Source organism: Kumtagia sp. (assembly GCF_059502445.1).
On the sequence record NZ_JCACER010000010.1, the window covers coordinates 86,773 to 103,008 of the forward strand.

Sequence of the window (16,236 nt, forward strand, 5' to 3'; positions counted from 1 at the left end):
CCTCTCGAAATTTCGGATACTGGTCCGTCCGCCCGTCAGGCTTGCGCATGGCGCGTCCCTCCCTTGCGGCGTAGCTGATAGTCTAGCAGGAGCATCGCCAGCAGGATGGCGCCGGTCACGATGCTCTCGAACGATCCCGGAATGCCGCCGAGCGCCACCGCCGACGAGATCAGCCGGATGATGAGCGCGCCGAGCAGCACGTTGACGATAGTGCCGCGACCGCCCTCCAGCGGCACGCCGCCGACCACCGCGACGGTGATGCCGGCCAGCAGGAAGCCGTCGAAGCCGATGCCGGACGCGGAGCCGGAGCGCAGCGCGGCGAGGATGCCGGCCGTGGCGCCGAGCATCGCCGAGCCGGCGAAGGCGGCCATGTAGACCCGTGTGGTCGACACGCCGGAACCCCGCGCCCGCTCGACATTGCCGCCCACGGCATACATGGAGAGCCCGAGCTTGCTGTTGCGCATCAGCCAGCCGACGGACAGCACGATGGCGAAACCGATGATGCCGAGCAGCGTCACCGGTCCCCACGGAATGACCAGCGCGTCCGAAATGTGGAAGAGGTCCCCCGGCAGGATCGCCGGACGTTTCGGCGCGAGCACCAGCGCCAGGCCGCGCAAAGCGATCAGCATGCAGACCGTCAGCACCAGCGAGTTCACGCCGGTGCGGTCGATGACGTAGCCGATGACGGCGCCGTAGAGACCTGCCGTCAGCAGGGCGACGACGATGCCGAGCGTCAGCGAGGTTTCCGCCAGCGACAGCGCCACGATCGCGGCGACGGCGGCGACCGAGGCGACGGCAAGGTCGAGCTGTCCGACCACCATGGTCAGCATGATGCCGGTGCCGACCAGCGCGATCAGCCCGATGTTCTCGGTGATCGAGGCGGCGTTGGAGATCGTGGCGAAGCCCGGGACGGTGGCCGACAGCACGACCAGCAGGACGGCGCAGACGGCAAGCCTGACCTTGAAGCCGGCGTCGAGATCGAGCAGCCTGGTCATGGGTTGCGCGCCTTCAGCAGCGTCATCGACAACAGCACGCCGCCCGCCAGCAGACCTTTCATCAGATCGCGCACGCCGGCATCGATGCCGAGCAGCAGCATGATGTTGCCGAGCATGGTGAGCACGATGGCGCCGAAGCCGGCGCGCCAGAGCTGCCCTTCCCCGCCCTGGATGGCGATGCCGCCGACCAGGATGGCGGCGACCACGTCGATGGTGAGGCCGCGGAACATGTCGCTCTTGGCCTGCGAGACCTGGCCGACCACCAGGATGCCGACCAGGGCTGCGGCAAGCGCGGCGGCGACGAAGGCGAAGACGACGATCCGCCGCGTCGGGATGCCGATCAGGTCGGCGGCGCGCGCATTGGCCCCGGTCAGCACCATCTGCCGCCCGAGTTTGGTGCGCGACAGGAACAGCGAGCCGAGCACCAGCAGCACGACGAAGACGATCGCCTGGTTGGGGATGCCGAAGGTCGTGCCGCCGCCCAGCCAGGCGATCGGGTTGGGGCTGAGCGTGATGGTGCGGTTGTCGGCCAGCATCACCACGGAGCCGAACAGCACGGAGCCGAAGGCGAGCGTCGTGACGATCGGATTGAGGCCGCGCGACACCAGATAACCCTGCGCACCGCCGAGCAGGACGGCGGCGGCGAAGGCCAGCAGCACCGCGACGAGGGCCGGCTGGCCGGCCGAGACGGCCGCGGCGAAGATATAGGCCGCCGTCACCGCCTGCTGCTCGATCGCCAGGCTGACAAACTTGCCGCTGATGGTGATCGCGGCGGTACCGATGGCGGCGATGCCGGTGATGGCCGAGGCCTGCACGACGGCGATCAGGTTGGGCGCGGTGCCGAAGCCGTCAACAGTTAGCGCCGCGACGCCGGCCAGAGCGAGGATTGGCAGGAACGGCGCGGCGCGGCGCAGCCAGGCGCGCCCGCCGCCCTTTGCCGGCTGCGCCGAACCCTGCCGTGCCGCGACGTCATTCACGCTCAAGTCCGCCATGTGTGATCCATTTGGCGAGCCCGTCGCGGGAGAACGTCCGCGACGGCGCTTCGTGCACCAGTCGGTTGCCGTGGAAGACGAGCACGCGCTCGCCGAAACCCAAGACCTCGTCGAGATCGGTGCTGGCGAACAGCACCGCCAGCCCCTCGTCGGCAAGCGCGCGGAGCAACCGGTATATTTCGGCGCGGGCGCCGACATCGACGCCGCGCGTCGGCTCCTCCAAAAGCAGCACGCGCGGATTGTTGGAGAGCCATTTGCCGATCGACACCTTTTGGGCGTTGCCGCCCGACAGCGCCCGCACCGGACGTTCGCGATAGGCCGGCAGGATGGTCATGCGCTCGGCGATACCCTCGACGGCGCGGCGCAGTTTTGAGGCGCTGGCGATGCCCCAGAGACCGGAGGCGGCGAGGCCCGGCGCGCTCAGGCTCTCCCATACCGGCAGGTCGCGGAAGAAGCCGTCGAGCTGCCGATCGTCGGAGCAATAGGCGATGCCCGCCTTGGTGCGCTCCGACTCGAAGGCGATGCTGCCGGCGGTGACCGGACTGACGCCGGCGATCGCCCGCAGCGGCTCGACGAACCCGCTGCCGAGCTGTCCGCAGGTGGCGACCACCTCGCCGGGGCGCAGGTCGAGGTCGACGGGCGACGCCAGCCCGGCGGTGGTAACTCCCCTCAGGCTGACCGCCGGCTGCGCGCCGGGTTTTCTCCCGGACAGACCGGAATTCGGGTAAAGTTCATCCAGATTTCGCCCGATCATGGCGTGGACGACCCGCGTTATGGTCGCATCTCCGGTGGAAAAATGGTCGGCGAGGCGGCCGTTGCGCAGCACCACCGCCTGGTCGCAGATCTCGTCAAGCTCGTTCAGCCGGTGGGTGATGTAGAGGACGACATTGCCCTCCCGCGCAAGCCGGCGCACGGCCTCGTGCACCAGCGCGATGTCGCTGTCGGCCAGCGCCGCGGTCGGTTCGTCGAGGACGAGCACCCGCGCGTCCTGCGCCAGCATGCGGGCGATCTCGACGAGTTGCCGCTCACCGATGGTCAGCTCCCCGACCGATCTCGCCGGGTCGACATGGCCGAGGCCGAGGCGTTGCAGATAAGGCCTGCAGAGCCCGGGTGCGGCCCGGCGCGACAGCCAGCGCGACGGCTGCGCCAGCATGAAGTTCTCCGCCACGCTGAGGTTCGGCAGCACGCTGATTTCCTGCTGCACCACCGCCACGCCGGAACGTCCGGCCCGCCCGGGCGTGGACAGATCCACCTTCTCGCCGTCCAGGCGGATGCTGCCCCCAGTCGGCGCGATCAGCCCGGACAGGATCTTGACCAGCGTCGACTTGCCGGCGCCGTTCTCGCCGAGCAGCGCCGTGACCTTACCGCGCTCCGCCCGGAAGCTCACATCCGTCAGCGCATGGACCGGTCCGTAGGACTTCGATAGGCCGCTGATTTCCAACATGCTTTTCGTGCCGCTGTCTGTCTGGCTGGTCGGGGCGCCGCACCCGGCGCCGTCGATCGCGGGGCGGACGGACCCTGGGCCCGTCCGGCTCGGGAGTGCGTTCAGTAGACGCAGTGGTCCTGGAAGGTCTCGCCCCACAGCTTGAAACTCGACAGCACCTCGCCCGCCTTGTCCTTGTCGGTGCCGACGACGACCTGCGGGTTCGGGATGATGTTGATCTTGCTCGGCGCGAAGTTGAACTCGGGCCGCGCGTCGGCCGTGTCCGGCGCGACATACTGGCCTTCCGTCACCTGCTGTCCGTATTCGAAGTAGCGGGCGACCACGTTGAGCGAGAACCAGCCTTCGAGCCCCGCGGCCTGCACGCCGGTGGCGAACTCCTTGGCGGTCTGGATGGCCGAGATGTCGGCGATGCAGGTGGCGCTGACCAGATAGACGTCCTTGCCGGGCACCAGGCCGACCTCCTCCAGCGCCTGCACCGCGCCGGTCACCGGCCCGTCCGACAGGCCGTAGACGAAGTTCACGCCCTTGCCGCGGATGCTGGGGATGAGCTGGCTCATCGCCTTGTAGCCGCTGGCGTTATCGAAGCCGGCATATTCGGTGGCGATGACGTTGAAGGGCTTGTCCTTGGTTGCCTCCAGGAAGCCGGCCTCGCGGTCGTCGCCGGCGGAATAGCCGGGAATGAATTTCAGCATGACCAGATTGCCGCCGTCGGCGGCGAGCTTGCCGCCGGCCGCCACATAGGCGTCGCGCGCGGCGATGGCGTTCTTGCCCGCCACCTGGCCGTTGAAGAAGTCGTCGACGCCGGCATACGCGACGACCAGGTCCTCGGCCTCGGGGCGCAGCGCCTGGTTGACCTGGAACACCGGCACGCCGGTGCGGCTGAGACGCCGCAGCGTCGCCAGTCCCGCCTGGTTGTCGGCCGGCCACCACACATAGGCGGCCGGCTGGCTGGCCGAGCCGATACGCTGCTGCGTCTGGGCATCCTGCTCGGTCTGGTCGAAATTGTTCTCGATGACCGTCAGCTTGTAGTTGGCCTCGGCCGCGCTCTTCTCCGCGCCGCGGATCCACTGCGCCAGATAGGCGTTGCTGCGGCTCGGCATGAGCACGACGATTTCCTTGCCCTCGCCGTCGAGCTTTCCGTCCGGCGCCTGCGCCAGGGCGGGCACGGCTGCGGTCGTCAGGGCGAAGGCAATGGCGAAGCGCGCCAGTCTGTTCGTATCCATCCGTTCCTCCCAAAGTGGATGCGGGACTGATTAATCCGCAAGAAAACGCTTGTCAATCGATTGCAAAGGATGTTTCGTGCGCTTGTCGAACTTGTTACCTGCGGGTTCCGGGCCGCACAGGGCACGAAATCGGATGGGCGCGAGGGTAAGCCCCAGCAGGATGGCTGCGGGGGAAAAATATGTTCAAAATGAAAAATCCACCTGTGGTAGCAAGCCGGCCCGGCCGCCCGTCACCGGCGAGCCGGGAGAAAAGGAAGACGCCGATGGCGGAACGAAACATCGCGTGCGGGCAATGCGTTAGCGAGAGGCCCCAGCGGGCATGACACGGCTCAACATGCGCGAACTGGCGCGCAAGCTCGGCGTCGACCGCTCGACGATCTCGCGCGCGCTCAGCGACGACAAGGCCCATCTGGTCGCGGCCGAAACCCGCGAGCGCATCCGCGAGGAAGCGCGCGCGGCCGGCTACCGGCCTGATCTGACCGCTGCCTCGCTGCGGCGCGGACGCTCGCACACGGTGGGCGTCCTCGTGCCCGATCTCGGCAACGAGACCTTCATCAACGTCATCCGCACGATGTTCCGGCATCTCGACCAGCGCGTCGTGCCGCCGCTGACGCCGCTGATCGCCGAGACGCTCGACCAGTCGGGGGCGACGCGCCACCTCGTGCAGACCTTCCTGTCGCGCCGCGTCGACGCCATCGTCTCGCTGGCCTCCACCGAGACCGATGCCGACGTGCTGCGCGAGGCGGCCAGGGAGGCGCCGGTCGTCCTGGCGATCCGTGCGATCTCCGGTGCAAGCTTCCCGTCGGCGCTCTGCGACGACCGCGCCGGCGGCGCCATGGTCGCCACGCATTTCGCCGATCGCGGCCACAAGGTGGTCTGCCAGGTCCAGGGCCCGCCGATGGCCGCCACCTTCAAGCAGCGGGCACGCGGCTTTTCGGAAGTGTGCCGGGACCGCGGCATCGCCGAGATTCCCCACGGCGTTTTCGCCGAAAACGCCACATCGGCCGCCGGCAAGCGCGCCCTCGACGCCCTGCTGGCGGCCAGTCCGCGGCCGACCGCCGTGTTCGCCCACAACGACGCGCTCGCCCTCGGCATCATCGAGGCGATGCGGCATCGCGGGCTGCGCTACCCCGCCGACCTGGCCATCGTCGGGTTCAACAACACGCATCTGTCGCGCGTGCTGGCGGTGCCGCTGTCGACGGTCGACTATCCGGTCGAGGAGGTCAGCCGGCACGCGGGCGAGCTCGTGCGCAACCTGATCGGCAATCCCGGCTACACGGTCGAGAGCCGGTCGTTCACCCCATCGCTGATCGTAAGGGCTTCTTCGTAGTCATTTCGCTCGGCAAATCACATATGCGTCGCGGAGGATCATCTCTTTCTCGTGCCAATCCGGTGCACCGCCCGCCTCCGTCCAGATCTGACTGCGATAATTCGCAGAGCCCTCGACCGGCCCTGACGCCGCCGCCGCCGCGGACGCAGCCCGACCTGCCGACGATGGAGTCCGTCAAGGGCCGCTCTCGGCGCGGTGCACCACGATTCCGGGCATAGCCGGGCGAGGCGCGGCATTACCGTTATGAGAATCTTTGCAATCGATTGACAAAACGTCTTCTCGTAAGCATAAAATATAGGACAGCATGCCCTTCTGAGGAACCGAAATACCTTCGATAAGGAACGGCGTCTGGCAAACCAGGTCGATTCGATTGTTACCCTGATCGCTCTCGGGAGGTTGCGGCGGGTTTTCACAACACATACTGCAATCGATTGTTGATCCACGAAGCAAGGGGAGTGAGCATGTCTCGGGAAGAGGATATCGTCAGGGCCATACCGGCAATCCGGAATTCGGTGTCGCGCCGCGCCTTCATGCAGCTTGCGGCGGCCGCCGGCATCGCGGTGCCCGTCGGCGCGGCAGCGGGCGCCTTCGCCAATCGGGCGTTCGCGGCGCCGGCCGGCAAGGCCGCCACCTGCGTCGCCACGCCGGCCAACGACTATTGGGCGGCCTTCATCAAGGGCTTCAAGGCGACCGCCGGGGCGCTCAACGTCGAACAGGTCGAGCTCTATCACGACAATGACGCCGCCCGCGAGATCAGCCAGGTGCGAGGCCTGCCGACCCAGGGCGTCAACATGCTGATCAACACCGTCGTCGCCGCCGGCGAAGTGCCGATGATCGCCAAGCTCTGCCAGGAGAACAAGGTCTACTACACCGCGATCTGGGAGATCCCGGCGTGGTTCACGCCCTCCGACGTCGGCGACTACTTCGTCAACTACATGACCGCCAACTCCGTCGAGGCCGGCTACCAGGTCGGCAAGGAACTGTTCAAGTCGATCGGCGGCGAGGGCGAGGTCGTCCACATCAAGGGCCTCGCCACGCCCACCGACGATGCCCGCACCGCCGGCCTGATGAAGGCGGCGGCCGAGTTCCCGGGCATCAAGCTGGTCGGCGGCCTGCGCGGCGACTGGGTCCGCGAGAAGGCGCGCACCGTCATGCTCAGCATGGTCACCGCCTATCCCAACATGAAGGCGGTGTTCGCCCAGAACGACTCGATGGCGCTGGGTGCCCTTAGCGTGCTCAAGGAGCGCAACCTGACCAACGTGAAGATCGCGGGCATCGACGGCCTGTCGGAAGGCCTTCAGGAGGTCGCGAAGGGCGAGCAGTTCGTGGCCACCAACACCTCGCTCGCGCCCTACCAGGCCGGCTTCGCCGCCGTGACGCTGTTCGATGCGCTGTCCGGCTGGAAACCCCGCCTGGCGGAGCGGCTGCTCTACACCGGGTCGCTGACGGCAACCGCCGAAACCGCCGCCTCCATCAACGAGAAAATCTACCAGGGCGCCGAGCTGCCCTTCGACTGGGCGAAGATGAGCCGCACGCTCAATCCCGACAATTGGGACCCGCAGAACAACATCTATCCGATCGATCCGGCCACCCAGTGGGCCGGCCAGGACGGACAGGACAAGCTCAACCCCGCCTATGCCGACGCGGCGGCGTGGAAGGCCGAGTTCGACGCCGTCACGAAACTCTACGCCGACCACTACAAGAGCGGCCCGTTCAAGTGATGGCACAGACCGTGGCGGGTCGTCCGGACATTCCGGACGATCCGCCGCCGGCCGGCGCGCCGGTTCTCGAGCTTCGCGACATCTCCAAGACCTATCCCGGCGCCAGGGCTTTGTTCGGGGTGAGCTTCGTCCTGCGCCGACACCAGATGCTCGGCCTGGTCGGCGAGAACGGCGCGGGGAAGTCGACGCTGCTGTCGATCATCAACGGCACCGTCCGCCCGGATACCGGATCGATCGCGATCAACGGCCAGGCCGTGCGCTTCGGCCATCCGACCGAGGCGGCGCGCAACGGCATCGCCACGGTGTTCCAGGAACAGGGCCTCATCCCCACCCTGCCGGTGTTCGAAAACATCTTTCTCGGGCGCGAGCGAAAATTCACCATCGCCGGCGGGCTGCGCCGGCGCGCCATGATCGCGGAAGCCCGAAGCGTGCTCGACGAATTGCAGGTCGATGTCGCCCCGACGGCGCTGACCGGCTCCCTGTCGTTCGGCGAGCGGCAGCTCGTCGAGATCGCCAAGGCGTTCGCGCTCAGCCGGATCTACCCGGTCGAGCCGATCATCCTGCTCGACGAGCCGACCAGCGCGCTTTCCGACAACGAGGCCGCAAAACTGTTCGACGGCATCCGCCGCTGGCGTGCGCGCGCCTCCTTCGTGCTGGTCTCGCACCGCCTGTCCGACGTCTTCGCGGCTTGCGACGAGGTCGTGGCGCTCAAGGACGGGCAGGTCGTCGACCAGCGGCCGATCGGCAGCATCGACGAGACAGGCCTGCACGAGCTGATCGTCGGGCGGCAGCGCAACGACGCCTATTACCGCGAGGCCAGCCAGCGCGAGCCGGCCTCCGCCATCGTGCTCAGAGCCGCCGGTCTCGCCAAGCCGGGACATCTGCGCGGCGTTTCCCTGGCACTGCGCGAGGGCGAGATCCTCGGCGTGGCCGGCGTCCTCGGTTCGGGCAAGTCGACGCTGGCCAGGATCGTCGCCGGGGCCGAAGCGCAGAGCGACGGCGATGTCGTTGTGGCAGGCGCCCGCCTGCGGCGCGGCTCGCGGCGCGACGCCATCCGCCACGGCATCGGCTTCGTGCCGGCCGAACGCACCGTCGCCGGCATCATCGGCACCGACACGGTCGACTGGAACCTCACCCTGCCCAATCTGAAGCAGATCGCGCTGGGCGTGCTCGGTCTCGTATCGTCGCGGCGCAGCCGGGCGCTGACGCACGAGTGGATGCAGCGCCTCAAGGTGCGTGCTCCCGGCCCCTCCGCCGCCTGCCGGACGCTGTCCGGCGGCAACCAGCAGAAGATCGTCTTCGCCAAATGGCTGGCGCGCGGGGTCCGCATCCTGGTTCTCGACGATCCGGGCCGCGGCCTCGACGTCGGCGCCAAGGAAGACATCTATTCGCTGATGCGCGAGATCGCGGACGCAGGCGCCGCGGTGCTGCTGGTCTCCGACAACCTGCCCGAACTGATCGGGCTCTCCAACCGTATCATGGTGCTTCGCGACGGCGCGGTCTCCGCCGTCGTCGAGGCGCCCAGGGACGCCAAGCCACGCGAAGTCGACGTGGTTTCGGCCATGCTATAGGGGCGAAGATGGCCGACAGACCGGCAAGCGCAGTCAAGACCATGGGCGACCTCGACCTCCGAACGATCATCCTGCCGCTGGTGGCGATCGTCGTGCTGATCGCCTACTTCACCTACGTCAACCCGCTGTTCTTCTCCTCGGCCAACGCGCTGAACATCGGCCGTCAGTCGGCCGTGCTGCTGATGGTCGCGCTGGCCGGCACGGTGGTCATCCTGATCGGCTCGATCGACCTGTCGGTCGGCGCGCTGGTGACGCTCGCCGGCATCCTGGCGGCGCTCACCGTCGACCGCTTCGGCGTGCTCGGCGCGATACTCACCGGCGTCGGCGTCGGCGCACTGGTCGGCCTGATCAACGGCAGCCTGGTGACGATGCTGCGCGTCCCGTCCTTCCTCGTCACGCTCGGCATGCTGTCCATCCTCTCCGGCGTCACCAACCAGATATCGCAAGGACAGTCGATCCTGTTCATGGACAGCCTGCTGCCCGACATCGTCAACGGATCGGTGGTGCTCGGCGTGCCCAACGTCATCTGGTTCGCGCTGATCGCCACGGCGGTGCTGACGGTCGTCGCTTTCCGTACGAAACTCGGCCGCTATCTCTATGCGCTCGGCGGCGGCGAGATCGTCGCCGCGCATGCCGGCGTACCCGTCACCTTCTACAAGATCCTCGCCTTCGTGCTGGCCGGCGCGATCTGCGGCCTGGCCGGCGTCATGCTGACCGGACAGGTCGGCGCCGGCACGCCGACCGCCGGCGGCAGCCTGCTGCTGAATTCGATCGCTGCCGTGGTCATGGGAGGCACTGCGCTTTCCGGCGGCATCGGCGGACCGCACCGCACCTTCCTCGGCGTGCTGGTCATCGCCATCTTGACGAACGGCATGGATGTGACCGAGGTCAATAGCTTCACCCAGGACATCGTCAAGGGCGTGGTCATCATCCTGGCGGTCTCGCTCACCATCGACCGCTCGAAATATCTCTTCATCAAGTGACAGGGAGTGAGAACATGAAGGCGTCGCAAAAGAGGAAGTTCGGGCGCACGGGGCTCGACGTCACGGCGATGGGCCTCGGCACGGCACCTCTCGGCAACCAGTTCCGCGCGGTGCCGGAGGAGGATGCCCGCGCCGTGATCAAGGGAGCCTGGGATGCAGGGCTCCGCTATTTCGACACCGCACCGATGTATGGGCACGGCCTGTCCGAGCATCGCCTGGGCGAATCGCTGCGCGCCTTTCCGCGCGATGAATACGTGCTCTCCACCAAGGTCGGGCGGCTGCTGAAGCCGGTACCGGCGGGCGGCCTCACCTCCTTCTTCTGGGTCGACATGCCGCCGTTCGAGATCGTCCACGACTACAGCTACGACGGCTGCATGCGCTCCTTCGAGGACAGCCTGCAGCGGCTCGGCGTGTCGCGCATCGACATCGCCTTCATCCACGACATCGATGTCTTTTCGCACGGGCCGGAGCTGCAGAAGCAGCATTTCCGCACCGCCATGGACAGCGGCTGGAAGGCGCTGGAGAAGCTGCGGTCTGAAAAGCTAGTGTCGGCCATCGGCGTCGGCTGCAACGAATGGCAGGTGTGCGAGGCGGCGCTGCGCGAACGCGATTTCGACTGCTTCCTGCTCGCCGGCCGCTACACCCTTCTGGAGCAGGACGCGCTCGACACCTTCCTGCCGCTCTGCGAGGAGCGCGGCGTCGCCATCGTGCTCGGCGGCGGCTTCAACAGCGGCATTCTCGCCACCGGAGCGGTCAAGGGCGCCCATTACAATTACAGCGAGGCGGGGCCGGAAATCCTCGAACGGGTCGCGAAGATCGAGGCGGTGTGCCGGGACTACGACGTGCCGCTCAAGGCGGCGGCGCTGCAGTTCGTGCTCGCCCATCCGGCGATCCCGACGAACATTCCGGGCACCCGTACGAAAAGGCATCTCGACGAGAACGTCGCCCTGATCGGGCATCCCATTCCCGGCGAGTTCTGGGCTGCCTTGAAGAAGCAGGGCCTCATCCGCGAGAACGCGCCGACTTAGGGCGATCCGCAGCTTCCGGGCCGCCAAAAGTGCGGACCGGCCTAGCGCCGGCAGCGGAATGCGGAACCTCCCGCGTCCGAGCGCCCTACGCGCTCAGGCCAGGCGCTCGAGATGCAGCAGGGTCGACGGGTTGAGGACATTCGCCGTGCCCGAGAAGTCGTATTCCCGCTTGACGAGCTTGAACTTCTCTCGGGCGGTATAGTCCTCGACGATCGACAGCAGGTTGGTGTTGTAGGCATTGCGCCAGGACCACCATGCCGCGTTGGCCATCTGCCGGTCGACCGATTTTACGTCGCCGCCGAGGCGCTCGCCGATCTTGTCGAAGAATTTGTCATCGTCGGCCGCGCGCCTCGCCATCAGCGCGGATGATCGCTGCCAGCCGACAGGCTCGAAATGGACGAGCGTGACGTCGGCCTGCAACTGCCAGAGCTGCTCGTACAGATCGGGGTCGATGAGGTCGACCTGCTCGACGGAGTGCTTGGTGAAGACCAGGACGTGGCCCTTACAGTCCTTGAGAAACGAGGCGTCGGGCTTCCTGTAGTCGAACGGATGGGCGGTATAGTTGATCTTGCCGTCGTGCTTGGCGATCTTCCTGCCGCATTCCTGCCCTTCGTCGGTATATTCGGCGCCGTGATAGTGGATACGCCGCGAGCGTGTGGTGCCGAGGGCGACATAGAGCTGGAACAGATTGCTGGACCAGCCGCTGCCGAATTCGACCACCGCCCGGGTATCCGAACGGATGCAGCCCATCAGATAGCGGATCACGCTGACTGTCGAGGTGGTGTAGCGGCCTTCGCATACGTCGGGATAATACAAGGTATCGTCAAGATCGTAGCCGCCCGAGGCGGCGATGCGTTCGCCGAGCGGCCTGACCAGATTTGTCTTTTTGTAGAAGAGCTTCGGATCCTTCCTGCCGATGTCCAGTTCGCGGAAGCGCGCCAGCAGGCTGGCTATGTGGTCGTCCGGCCGCTCGACGACAAATTTCTCGACCTTGTCGAGCACCCTCTGCCAGCTCTCGCCCTGACTTTCCTTCGAACGGCCCCTTTTCCGGGTAGGCGTCTTCTCCGGCGAGGCAGCCTTCTTTTTCAGGGTCAAACCGAAAAGCATATTCTGTCTCGCATGGGTGAACGCCGAGGCCGGACCCGCTTTCTGCCAAGGAAATCCGTTTTCTGCTATCCAAAATCGCCATTATTCGAAGAATTTGCGGCACAATTCACCCGCTATATCCAAGTTTTCGACGAAAAAAGGGAACGCGGTGCCACGCCCGCAGGTGACTGCGACATCTCTTTGGGGAACAGACTTCAGATAAGCGGCCGATCGCGATCCTCTCCGCGGCTCATCAGACCATCCTCGTCCGGCCGTGCCTCGTCGGTGTTGGCGTAGCCGCCGTCTTCGGTGTCGCCGGCGATTTCCGGGTCCTCGGCCTGGTCGACGGAACTGCGTTGCGACTGCTCGCCCGTGCGGCGCGGCTGCTGCGGCTTTCCATCCGGGGTCAGGCGGGCGGTCGTGCGAAGCTGGACATGGCAAGTCTCCTCGGGATGGAAACGTCCATACTTGCACCCGGTTGCACACCGCGTCCGGCAAGCCGTCCGAGGGCAAGCCAGGCTCCGCCGAAACGCAAAACGCCCGCGCAAGAGGCGCGGGCGTCGTCGCGGCAAACCTTACCGGCCGGCGAACCTTACCGGATCAGCACCGGGCGATGTAGACACGGCCGTAGCGGTCGCGATAGCGGCACTTGCCCGGCTCGCTCGCGTTGCCGATCAGCGCGCCAGCCGTGGCGCCGGCGATGCCGCCGATGATGGCGCCGCCCGCGTCGCCCGAAATCGCCGTGCCGAGCGCAGCGCCACCCAGACCGCCGATCGCTGCGCCCTTTTCCGTTCTCGTGCAGCCGGCGACGGCGGCCGCGACTGCCAGGACGATCAGTATCTTCTTCATGCGCGGAACTTCCTCTCTCTGTGACGCGTATCAACGCCATCTCAAGCGTAACGTTCCATGGGCCGGCCCGCAAGCTGCGCCCCCAGCGGGCACATGACCAATCTTTTCGCATGGTTACATTCGACCGGCACCGCGCGGCACGCAGCCGTTACACGAGCCCGTTACTGTTCGGGCTTCCAGATGGATATGCCTTAGGGACCCGGCTACTTGCCCCAACGCCGGGTCCTTTTTTCTTCAAAGCTCAGCCGACGGCGACCCGGAACCGGGTGGCGTCCATGGCAGCGGCCATCAGCGTACGGGTATAATCCTCGCGCGGTTCGTCGAAGATCGCGGCCGTCTCCCCCTGCTCGACGATCCTGCCGTCGCGCATGACGATGATGTAGTCGGCCATGGCGCGCACCACGGCGAGATCGTGGCTGATGAACAGGTAGGACAGCTCGTGCGCCTGCTGAAGGTCGCGCAGCAGCTCGACGATCTGCTTCTGCACCGAGCGGTCGAGCGCCGAGGTCGGCTCGTCGAGCACGACCACCTTGGGCTTGAGGATCATGGCGCGGGCGATCGCGATGCGCTGGCGCTGGCCGCCGGAGAACTCATGCGGGTAGCGGTTGCGCATCGCCGGGTCGAGCCCGACCTCGCGCAGCGCCTCGATCGCGCGCCGGTCGCGCTCGGCCTTCGACAGGGAGGGCTCATGCACGAGCAAACCCTCGGTGACGATCTGGCCGACGGTCATGCGCGGCGACAGCGAGCCGAACGGATCCTGGAAGACGAGCTGCAGCTCGCGCCGCAGCGGCTGCATCGCCTCGCGGTCCAGTCCGTCGATGTCCTTCCTGCCGAAGCGGATGACGCCCTGGCTCGGCAGCAGCCGGAGCAGGGCGCGGCCGAGCGTCGACTTTCCCGACCCGGATTCGCCGACGATGCCGATGGTCTGCCGCTGCCTCAGCGCCAGCGAAATCCGGTCGACGGCGCGCAGCATCATCGGCGGACCGGCGAACAGCCCGCCGCCGATCTGGAACGTCACCTCGACATTGCGCCCCTCCAGCACCACCGGCGCACCGGCCGGCGGCGACGCCTTGCAGCCGGTCGGCTCGGCCGCCAGCAGCATCTTCGTGTAATCGTGTCTCGGCGCCGCGAAGATCGCCTCCGTCGCGCCCTCCTCCACCACCTCGCCAGAGCGCATGACGTAGACGCGGTCGGCGAGCCGGCGGACGATGCCGAGATCGTGGGTGATGAAGACGATCGCCATTCCGAGCTTACGCTGCAGCTCCGCGAGCAGCTCCAGGATGCGCGCCTGCACGGTGACGTCGAGCGCCGTGGTCGGCTCGTCGGCGATCAGGATGTCTGGATCGTTGGCGAGCGCCATGGCAATCATCACGCGCTGCCGCTGGCCGCCGGACATCTCGTAGGGGTAGGATTTGAAGCGGCGCCGCGGCTCGGGAATGCGCACCAGCTCCAGCAGCCGGATCGCCTCCGCCTTCGCCTGCGCCGCCGAGAGGCCGCGGTGCCGCCGGATCGGCTCCATCAGCTGGCTGCCGATCGAATAGAGCGGGTCGAGCGAGGTCATGGGCTCCTGGAAGATCATGCTGATCCGGGAGCCGCGGATCCTGTTCAGCTCGCTTTTCGGCAGGTCGAGCAGGTTGCGTCCGCGATAATCGACCGTCCCTACGGCACTGCCGTTGGACGCAAGCAGGCTCATAGCCGCCATCATTGTCTGGCTCTTGCCGGAGCCGGATTCGCCGACGATCGCCACCGTCTCGCCGGCGTCGACGTGAAGGTTGATGCCCCTCACCGCCTCGACCGTGCCGTCGAGCGTGCGGAAGCGCACATGCAGGTCTCTTACCGCCAGGATCGGATCGCCCCCGGCCATCGTCAGCGGTCCTTCGGGTCGAGCGCGTCGCGCAGCCCGTCGCCGACGAAGTTCAGCGCAAACAGCGTCGACACCAGGAACACCGCCGGGAACAGCAGCAGCCAGTTAGCCGTGCCGATGTTCTTGGCGCCGACCGAGATCAGCACGCCCCAGCTGGTCATCGGCTCCTGCACGCCGAGGCCGAGGAAGGAAAGGAAGCTCTCCAGGATGATCACCTGCGGCACCAGCAGCGTCATGTAGATGACGACGACGCCGAGCAGGTTGGGCACGATGTGGCGGGCGAGGATGCCGCGCCGCGACACGCCCAGCGCCTCGGCCGCCTGCACATATTCCTGCCGTCGGATCGACAGCGCCTGGCCGCGCACGATGCGCGCCATGTCGAGCCACAGCACCGCGCCGACCGCCAGGAACATCAGCACGAAGTTGCGGCCGAAGAACACCACCAGCATGATGACGAAGAAGATGAAGGGCAACGAATAAAGCACGTCGACGACGCGCATCATCACCTCGTCGACGCGGCCACCGAGGAAGCCCGCCGTGGCGCCGTAGAGCACGCCGATCGCCACCGCGACAACGCCTGCAAGCAGGCCGATCGCCAGCGACACGCGGCCCGCCATCAGCGTCCTCGAAAGCAGGTCGCGGCCGGTGTTGTCGGTGCCGAACAGGAAGTATTGCTGCTTGATGGCGCCGCTCACCACCATCGTCATGCCGTCGGCCGACTTGTCCTCGACCCTGGCATCGTCGAACGTGTCGGAACGGTCGACATAGCGCGTGACGCGATCGTCGATCTCGCGCGAGGAGGTCACTGTCGCGTAGACCCGCTCCTCCTCCTGCCGCCATTCCTTCAGATCGACGCGCATGCGCTTGACCACGTCGCCCAGCGCTGTCTCGATCATCTCGGCCTTGGGATAGGCGGACAGGCTCGGCGGCGTGCGCACATAGTCGGCATAGATGGTGGTGTACTGGTGCGACACGAACCACGGCCCGACGATGCAGACGACGGCCATCAGGCAGAGGTAGATCAGGCTGACCATGGCGGCGCGGTTGGCCTTGAGCCGCGCCCAGGCATCGCCCCAGAAGGAGCGGCCGACCACGGTCTGCTCCAGCATGGCTGCGGCGGTGAGGTCAGTCATGGTCGTGCCCCGCAAAT

Annotated in this window: 13 protein-coding genes; 5 read left to right on the forward strand and 8 right to left on the reverse strand. The window is 66.8% G+C overall.

Annotated elements, in window-relative coordinates; genetic code table 11:
- Positions 1-35: 35 nt before the first annotated feature.
- The 4 genes from AC5JDC_RS04690 to AC5JDC_RS04705 all read right to left on the reverse strand — a co-directional run bounded on the left by AC5JDC_RS04690 (position 36) and on the right by AC5JDC_RS04705 (position 4,654).
- Positions 36-995, reverse strand: coding sequence for an ABC transporter permease (locus tag AC5JDC_RS04690; protein WP_495839556.1), 960 nt, complete (start codon positions 993-995; stop codon positions 36-38).
- Positions 992-1,987, reverse strand: a complete 996-nt coding sequence (locus AC5JDC_RS04695) for an ABC transporter permease (RefSeq protein ID WP_495839558.1) — start codon at positions 1,985-1,987, stop codon at positions 992-994. Before AC5JDC_RS04695 ends, AC5JDC_RS04690 begins: the two co-directional genes overlap by 4 nt.
- Positions 1,965-3,431: a sugar ABC transporter ATP-binding protein gene (locus tag AC5JDC_RS04700; RefSeq protein ID WP_495839560.1), complete on the reverse strand. Its 1,467-nt coding sequence runs from the start codon at positions 3,429-3,431 to the stop codon at positions 1,965-1,967. Before AC5JDC_RS04700 ends, AC5JDC_RS04695 begins: the two co-directional genes overlap by 23 nt.
- A 101-nt stretch (positions 3,432-3,532) precedes the next feature.
- Positions 3,533-4,654, reverse strand: a complete 1,122-nt coding sequence (locus AC5JDC_RS04705; RefSeq protein WP_495839562.1) for a sugar ABC transporter substrate-binding protein — start codon at positions 4,652-4,654, stop codon at positions 3,533-3,535.
- A 319-nt stretch (positions 4,655-4,973) separates the two neighbouring features.
- Here AC5JDC_RS04705 and AC5JDC_RS04710 point away from each other — a divergent pair, with 319 nt between their 5' ends.
- The 5 genes from AC5JDC_RS04710 (at position 4,974) to AC5JDC_RS04730 (ending at position 11,287) form a co-directional block, all read left to right on the forward strand.
- A complete protein-coding gene (locus tag AC5JDC_RS04710; protein WP_495839564.1) occupies positions 4,974-5,984 on the forward strand; it encodes a LacI family DNA-binding transcriptional regulator in 1,011 nt (336 codons plus the stop codon).
- A 461-nt stretch (positions 5,985-6,445) separates the two neighbouring features.
- Complete coding sequence (locus tag AC5JDC_RS04715; protein ID WP_106774789.1) at positions 6,446-7,705, forward strand: sugar ABC transporter substrate-binding protein; 1,260 nt, start codon at positions 6,446-6,448, stop codon at positions 7,703-7,705.
- Positions 7,705-9,276, forward strand: coding sequence for a sugar ABC transporter ATP-binding protein (locus tag AC5JDC_RS04720; protein WP_495839567.1), 1,572 nt, complete (start codon positions 7,705-7,707; stop codon positions 9,274-9,276). The genes AC5JDC_RS04715 and AC5JDC_RS04720 overlap by 1 nt, the downstream gene beginning before the upstream one ends.
- A gap of 8 nt (positions 9,277-9,284) precedes the next feature.
- Complete coding sequence (locus AC5JDC_RS04725; protein ID WP_495839569.1) at positions 9,285-10,259, forward strand: ABC transporter permease; 975 nt, start codon at positions 9,285-9,287, stop codon at positions 10,257-10,259.
- 14 nt (positions 10,260-10,273) lie between these two features.
- Positions 10,274-11,287, forward strand: a complete 1,014-nt coding sequence (locus AC5JDC_RS04730) for an aldo/keto reductase (protein ID WP_495839571.1) — start codon at positions 10,274-10,276, stop codon at positions 11,285-11,287.
- Between the two features lie 93 nt (positions 11,288-11,380).
- Here the strand turns inward: AC5JDC_RS04730 and AC5JDC_RS04735 are convergent, their stop codons facing one another.
- From AC5JDC_RS04735 to AC5JDC_RS04750, 4 genes are all read right to left on the reverse strand, one after another.
- Positions 11,381-12,394: a hypothetical protein gene (locus AC5JDC_RS04735; protein WP_495839573.1), complete on the reverse strand. Its 1,014-nt coding sequence runs from the start codon at positions 12,392-12,394 to the stop codon at positions 11,381-11,383.
- A gap of 579 nt (positions 12,395-12,973) precedes the next feature.
- Complete coding sequence (locus tag AC5JDC_RS04740) at positions 12,974-13,222, reverse strand: YMGG-like glycine zipper-containing protein (protein WP_106774783.1); 249 nt, start codon at positions 13,220-13,222, stop codon at positions 12,974-12,976.
- Between the two features lie 241 nt (positions 13,223-13,463).
- Complete coding sequence (locus AC5JDC_RS04745) at positions 13,464-15,086, reverse strand: ABC transporter ATP-binding protein (protein ID WP_106774782.1); 1,623 nt, start codon at positions 15,084-15,086, stop codon at positions 13,464-13,466.
- 2 nt (positions 15,087-15,088) lie between these two features.
- Complete coding sequence (locus AC5JDC_RS04750) at positions 15,089-16,219, reverse strand: ABC transporter permease (protein ID WP_495839576.1); 1,131 nt, start codon at positions 16,217-16,219, stop codon at positions 15,089-15,091.
- Positions 16,220-16,236: the final 17 nt, after the last annotated feature.

Bases quoted from the DNA above. Each gene is read 5' to 3' on its own strand.
- AC5JDC_RS04690 (WP_495839556.1), bottom strand. From the start codon at position 995: ATGACCAGGCTGCTCGATCTCGACGCCGGCTTCAAGGTCAGGCTTGCC.
- AC5JDC_RS04695 (WP_495839558.1), bottom strand. From the start codon at position 1,987: ATGGCGGACTTGAGCGTGAATGACGTCGCGGCACGGCAGGGTTCGGCG.
- AC5JDC_RS04700 (WP_495839560.1), bottom strand. From the start codon at position 3,431: ATGTTGGAAATCAGCGGCCTATCGAAGTCCTACGGACCGGTCCATGCG.
- AC5JDC_RS04705 (WP_495839562.1), bottom strand. From the start codon at position 4,654: ATGGATACGAACAGACTGGCGCGCTTCGCCATTGCCTTCGCCCTGACG.
- AC5JDC_RS04710 (WP_495839564.1), top strand. From the start codon at position 4,974: ATGACACGGCTCAACATGCGCGAACTGGCGCGCAAGCTCGGCGTCGAC.
- AC5JDC_RS04715 (WP_106774789.1), top strand. From the start codon at position 6,446: ATGTCTCGGGAAGAGGATATCGTCAGGGCCATACCGGCAATCCGGAAT.
- AC5JDC_RS04720 (WP_495839567.1), top strand. From the start codon at position 7,705: ATGGCACAGACCGTGGCGGGTCGTCCGGACATTCCGGACGATCCGCCG.
- AC5JDC_RS04725 (WP_495839569.1), top strand. From the start codon at position 9,285: ATGGCCGACAGACCGGCAAGCGCAGTCAAGACCATGGGCGACCTCGAC.
- AC5JDC_RS04730 (WP_495839571.1), top strand. From the start codon at position 10,274: ATGAAGGCGTCGCAAAAGAGGAAGTTCGGGCGCACGGGGCTCGACGTC.
- AC5JDC_RS04735 (WP_495839573.1), bottom strand. From the start codon at position 12,394: ATGCTTTTCGGTTTGACCCTGAAAAAGAAGGCTGCCTCGCCGGAGAAG.
- AC5JDC_RS04740 (WP_106774783.1), bottom strand. From the start codon at position 13,222: ATGAAGAAGATACTGATCGTCCTGGCAGTCGCGGCCGCCGTCGCCGGC.
- AC5JDC_RS04745 (WP_106774782.1), bottom strand. From the start codon at position 15,086: ATGGCCGGGGGCGATCCGATCCTGGCGGTAAGAGACCTGCATGTGCGC.
- AC5JDC_RS04750 (WP_495839576.1), bottom strand. From the start codon at position 16,219: ATGACTGACCTCACCGCCGCAGCCATGCTGGAGCAGACCGTGGTCGGC.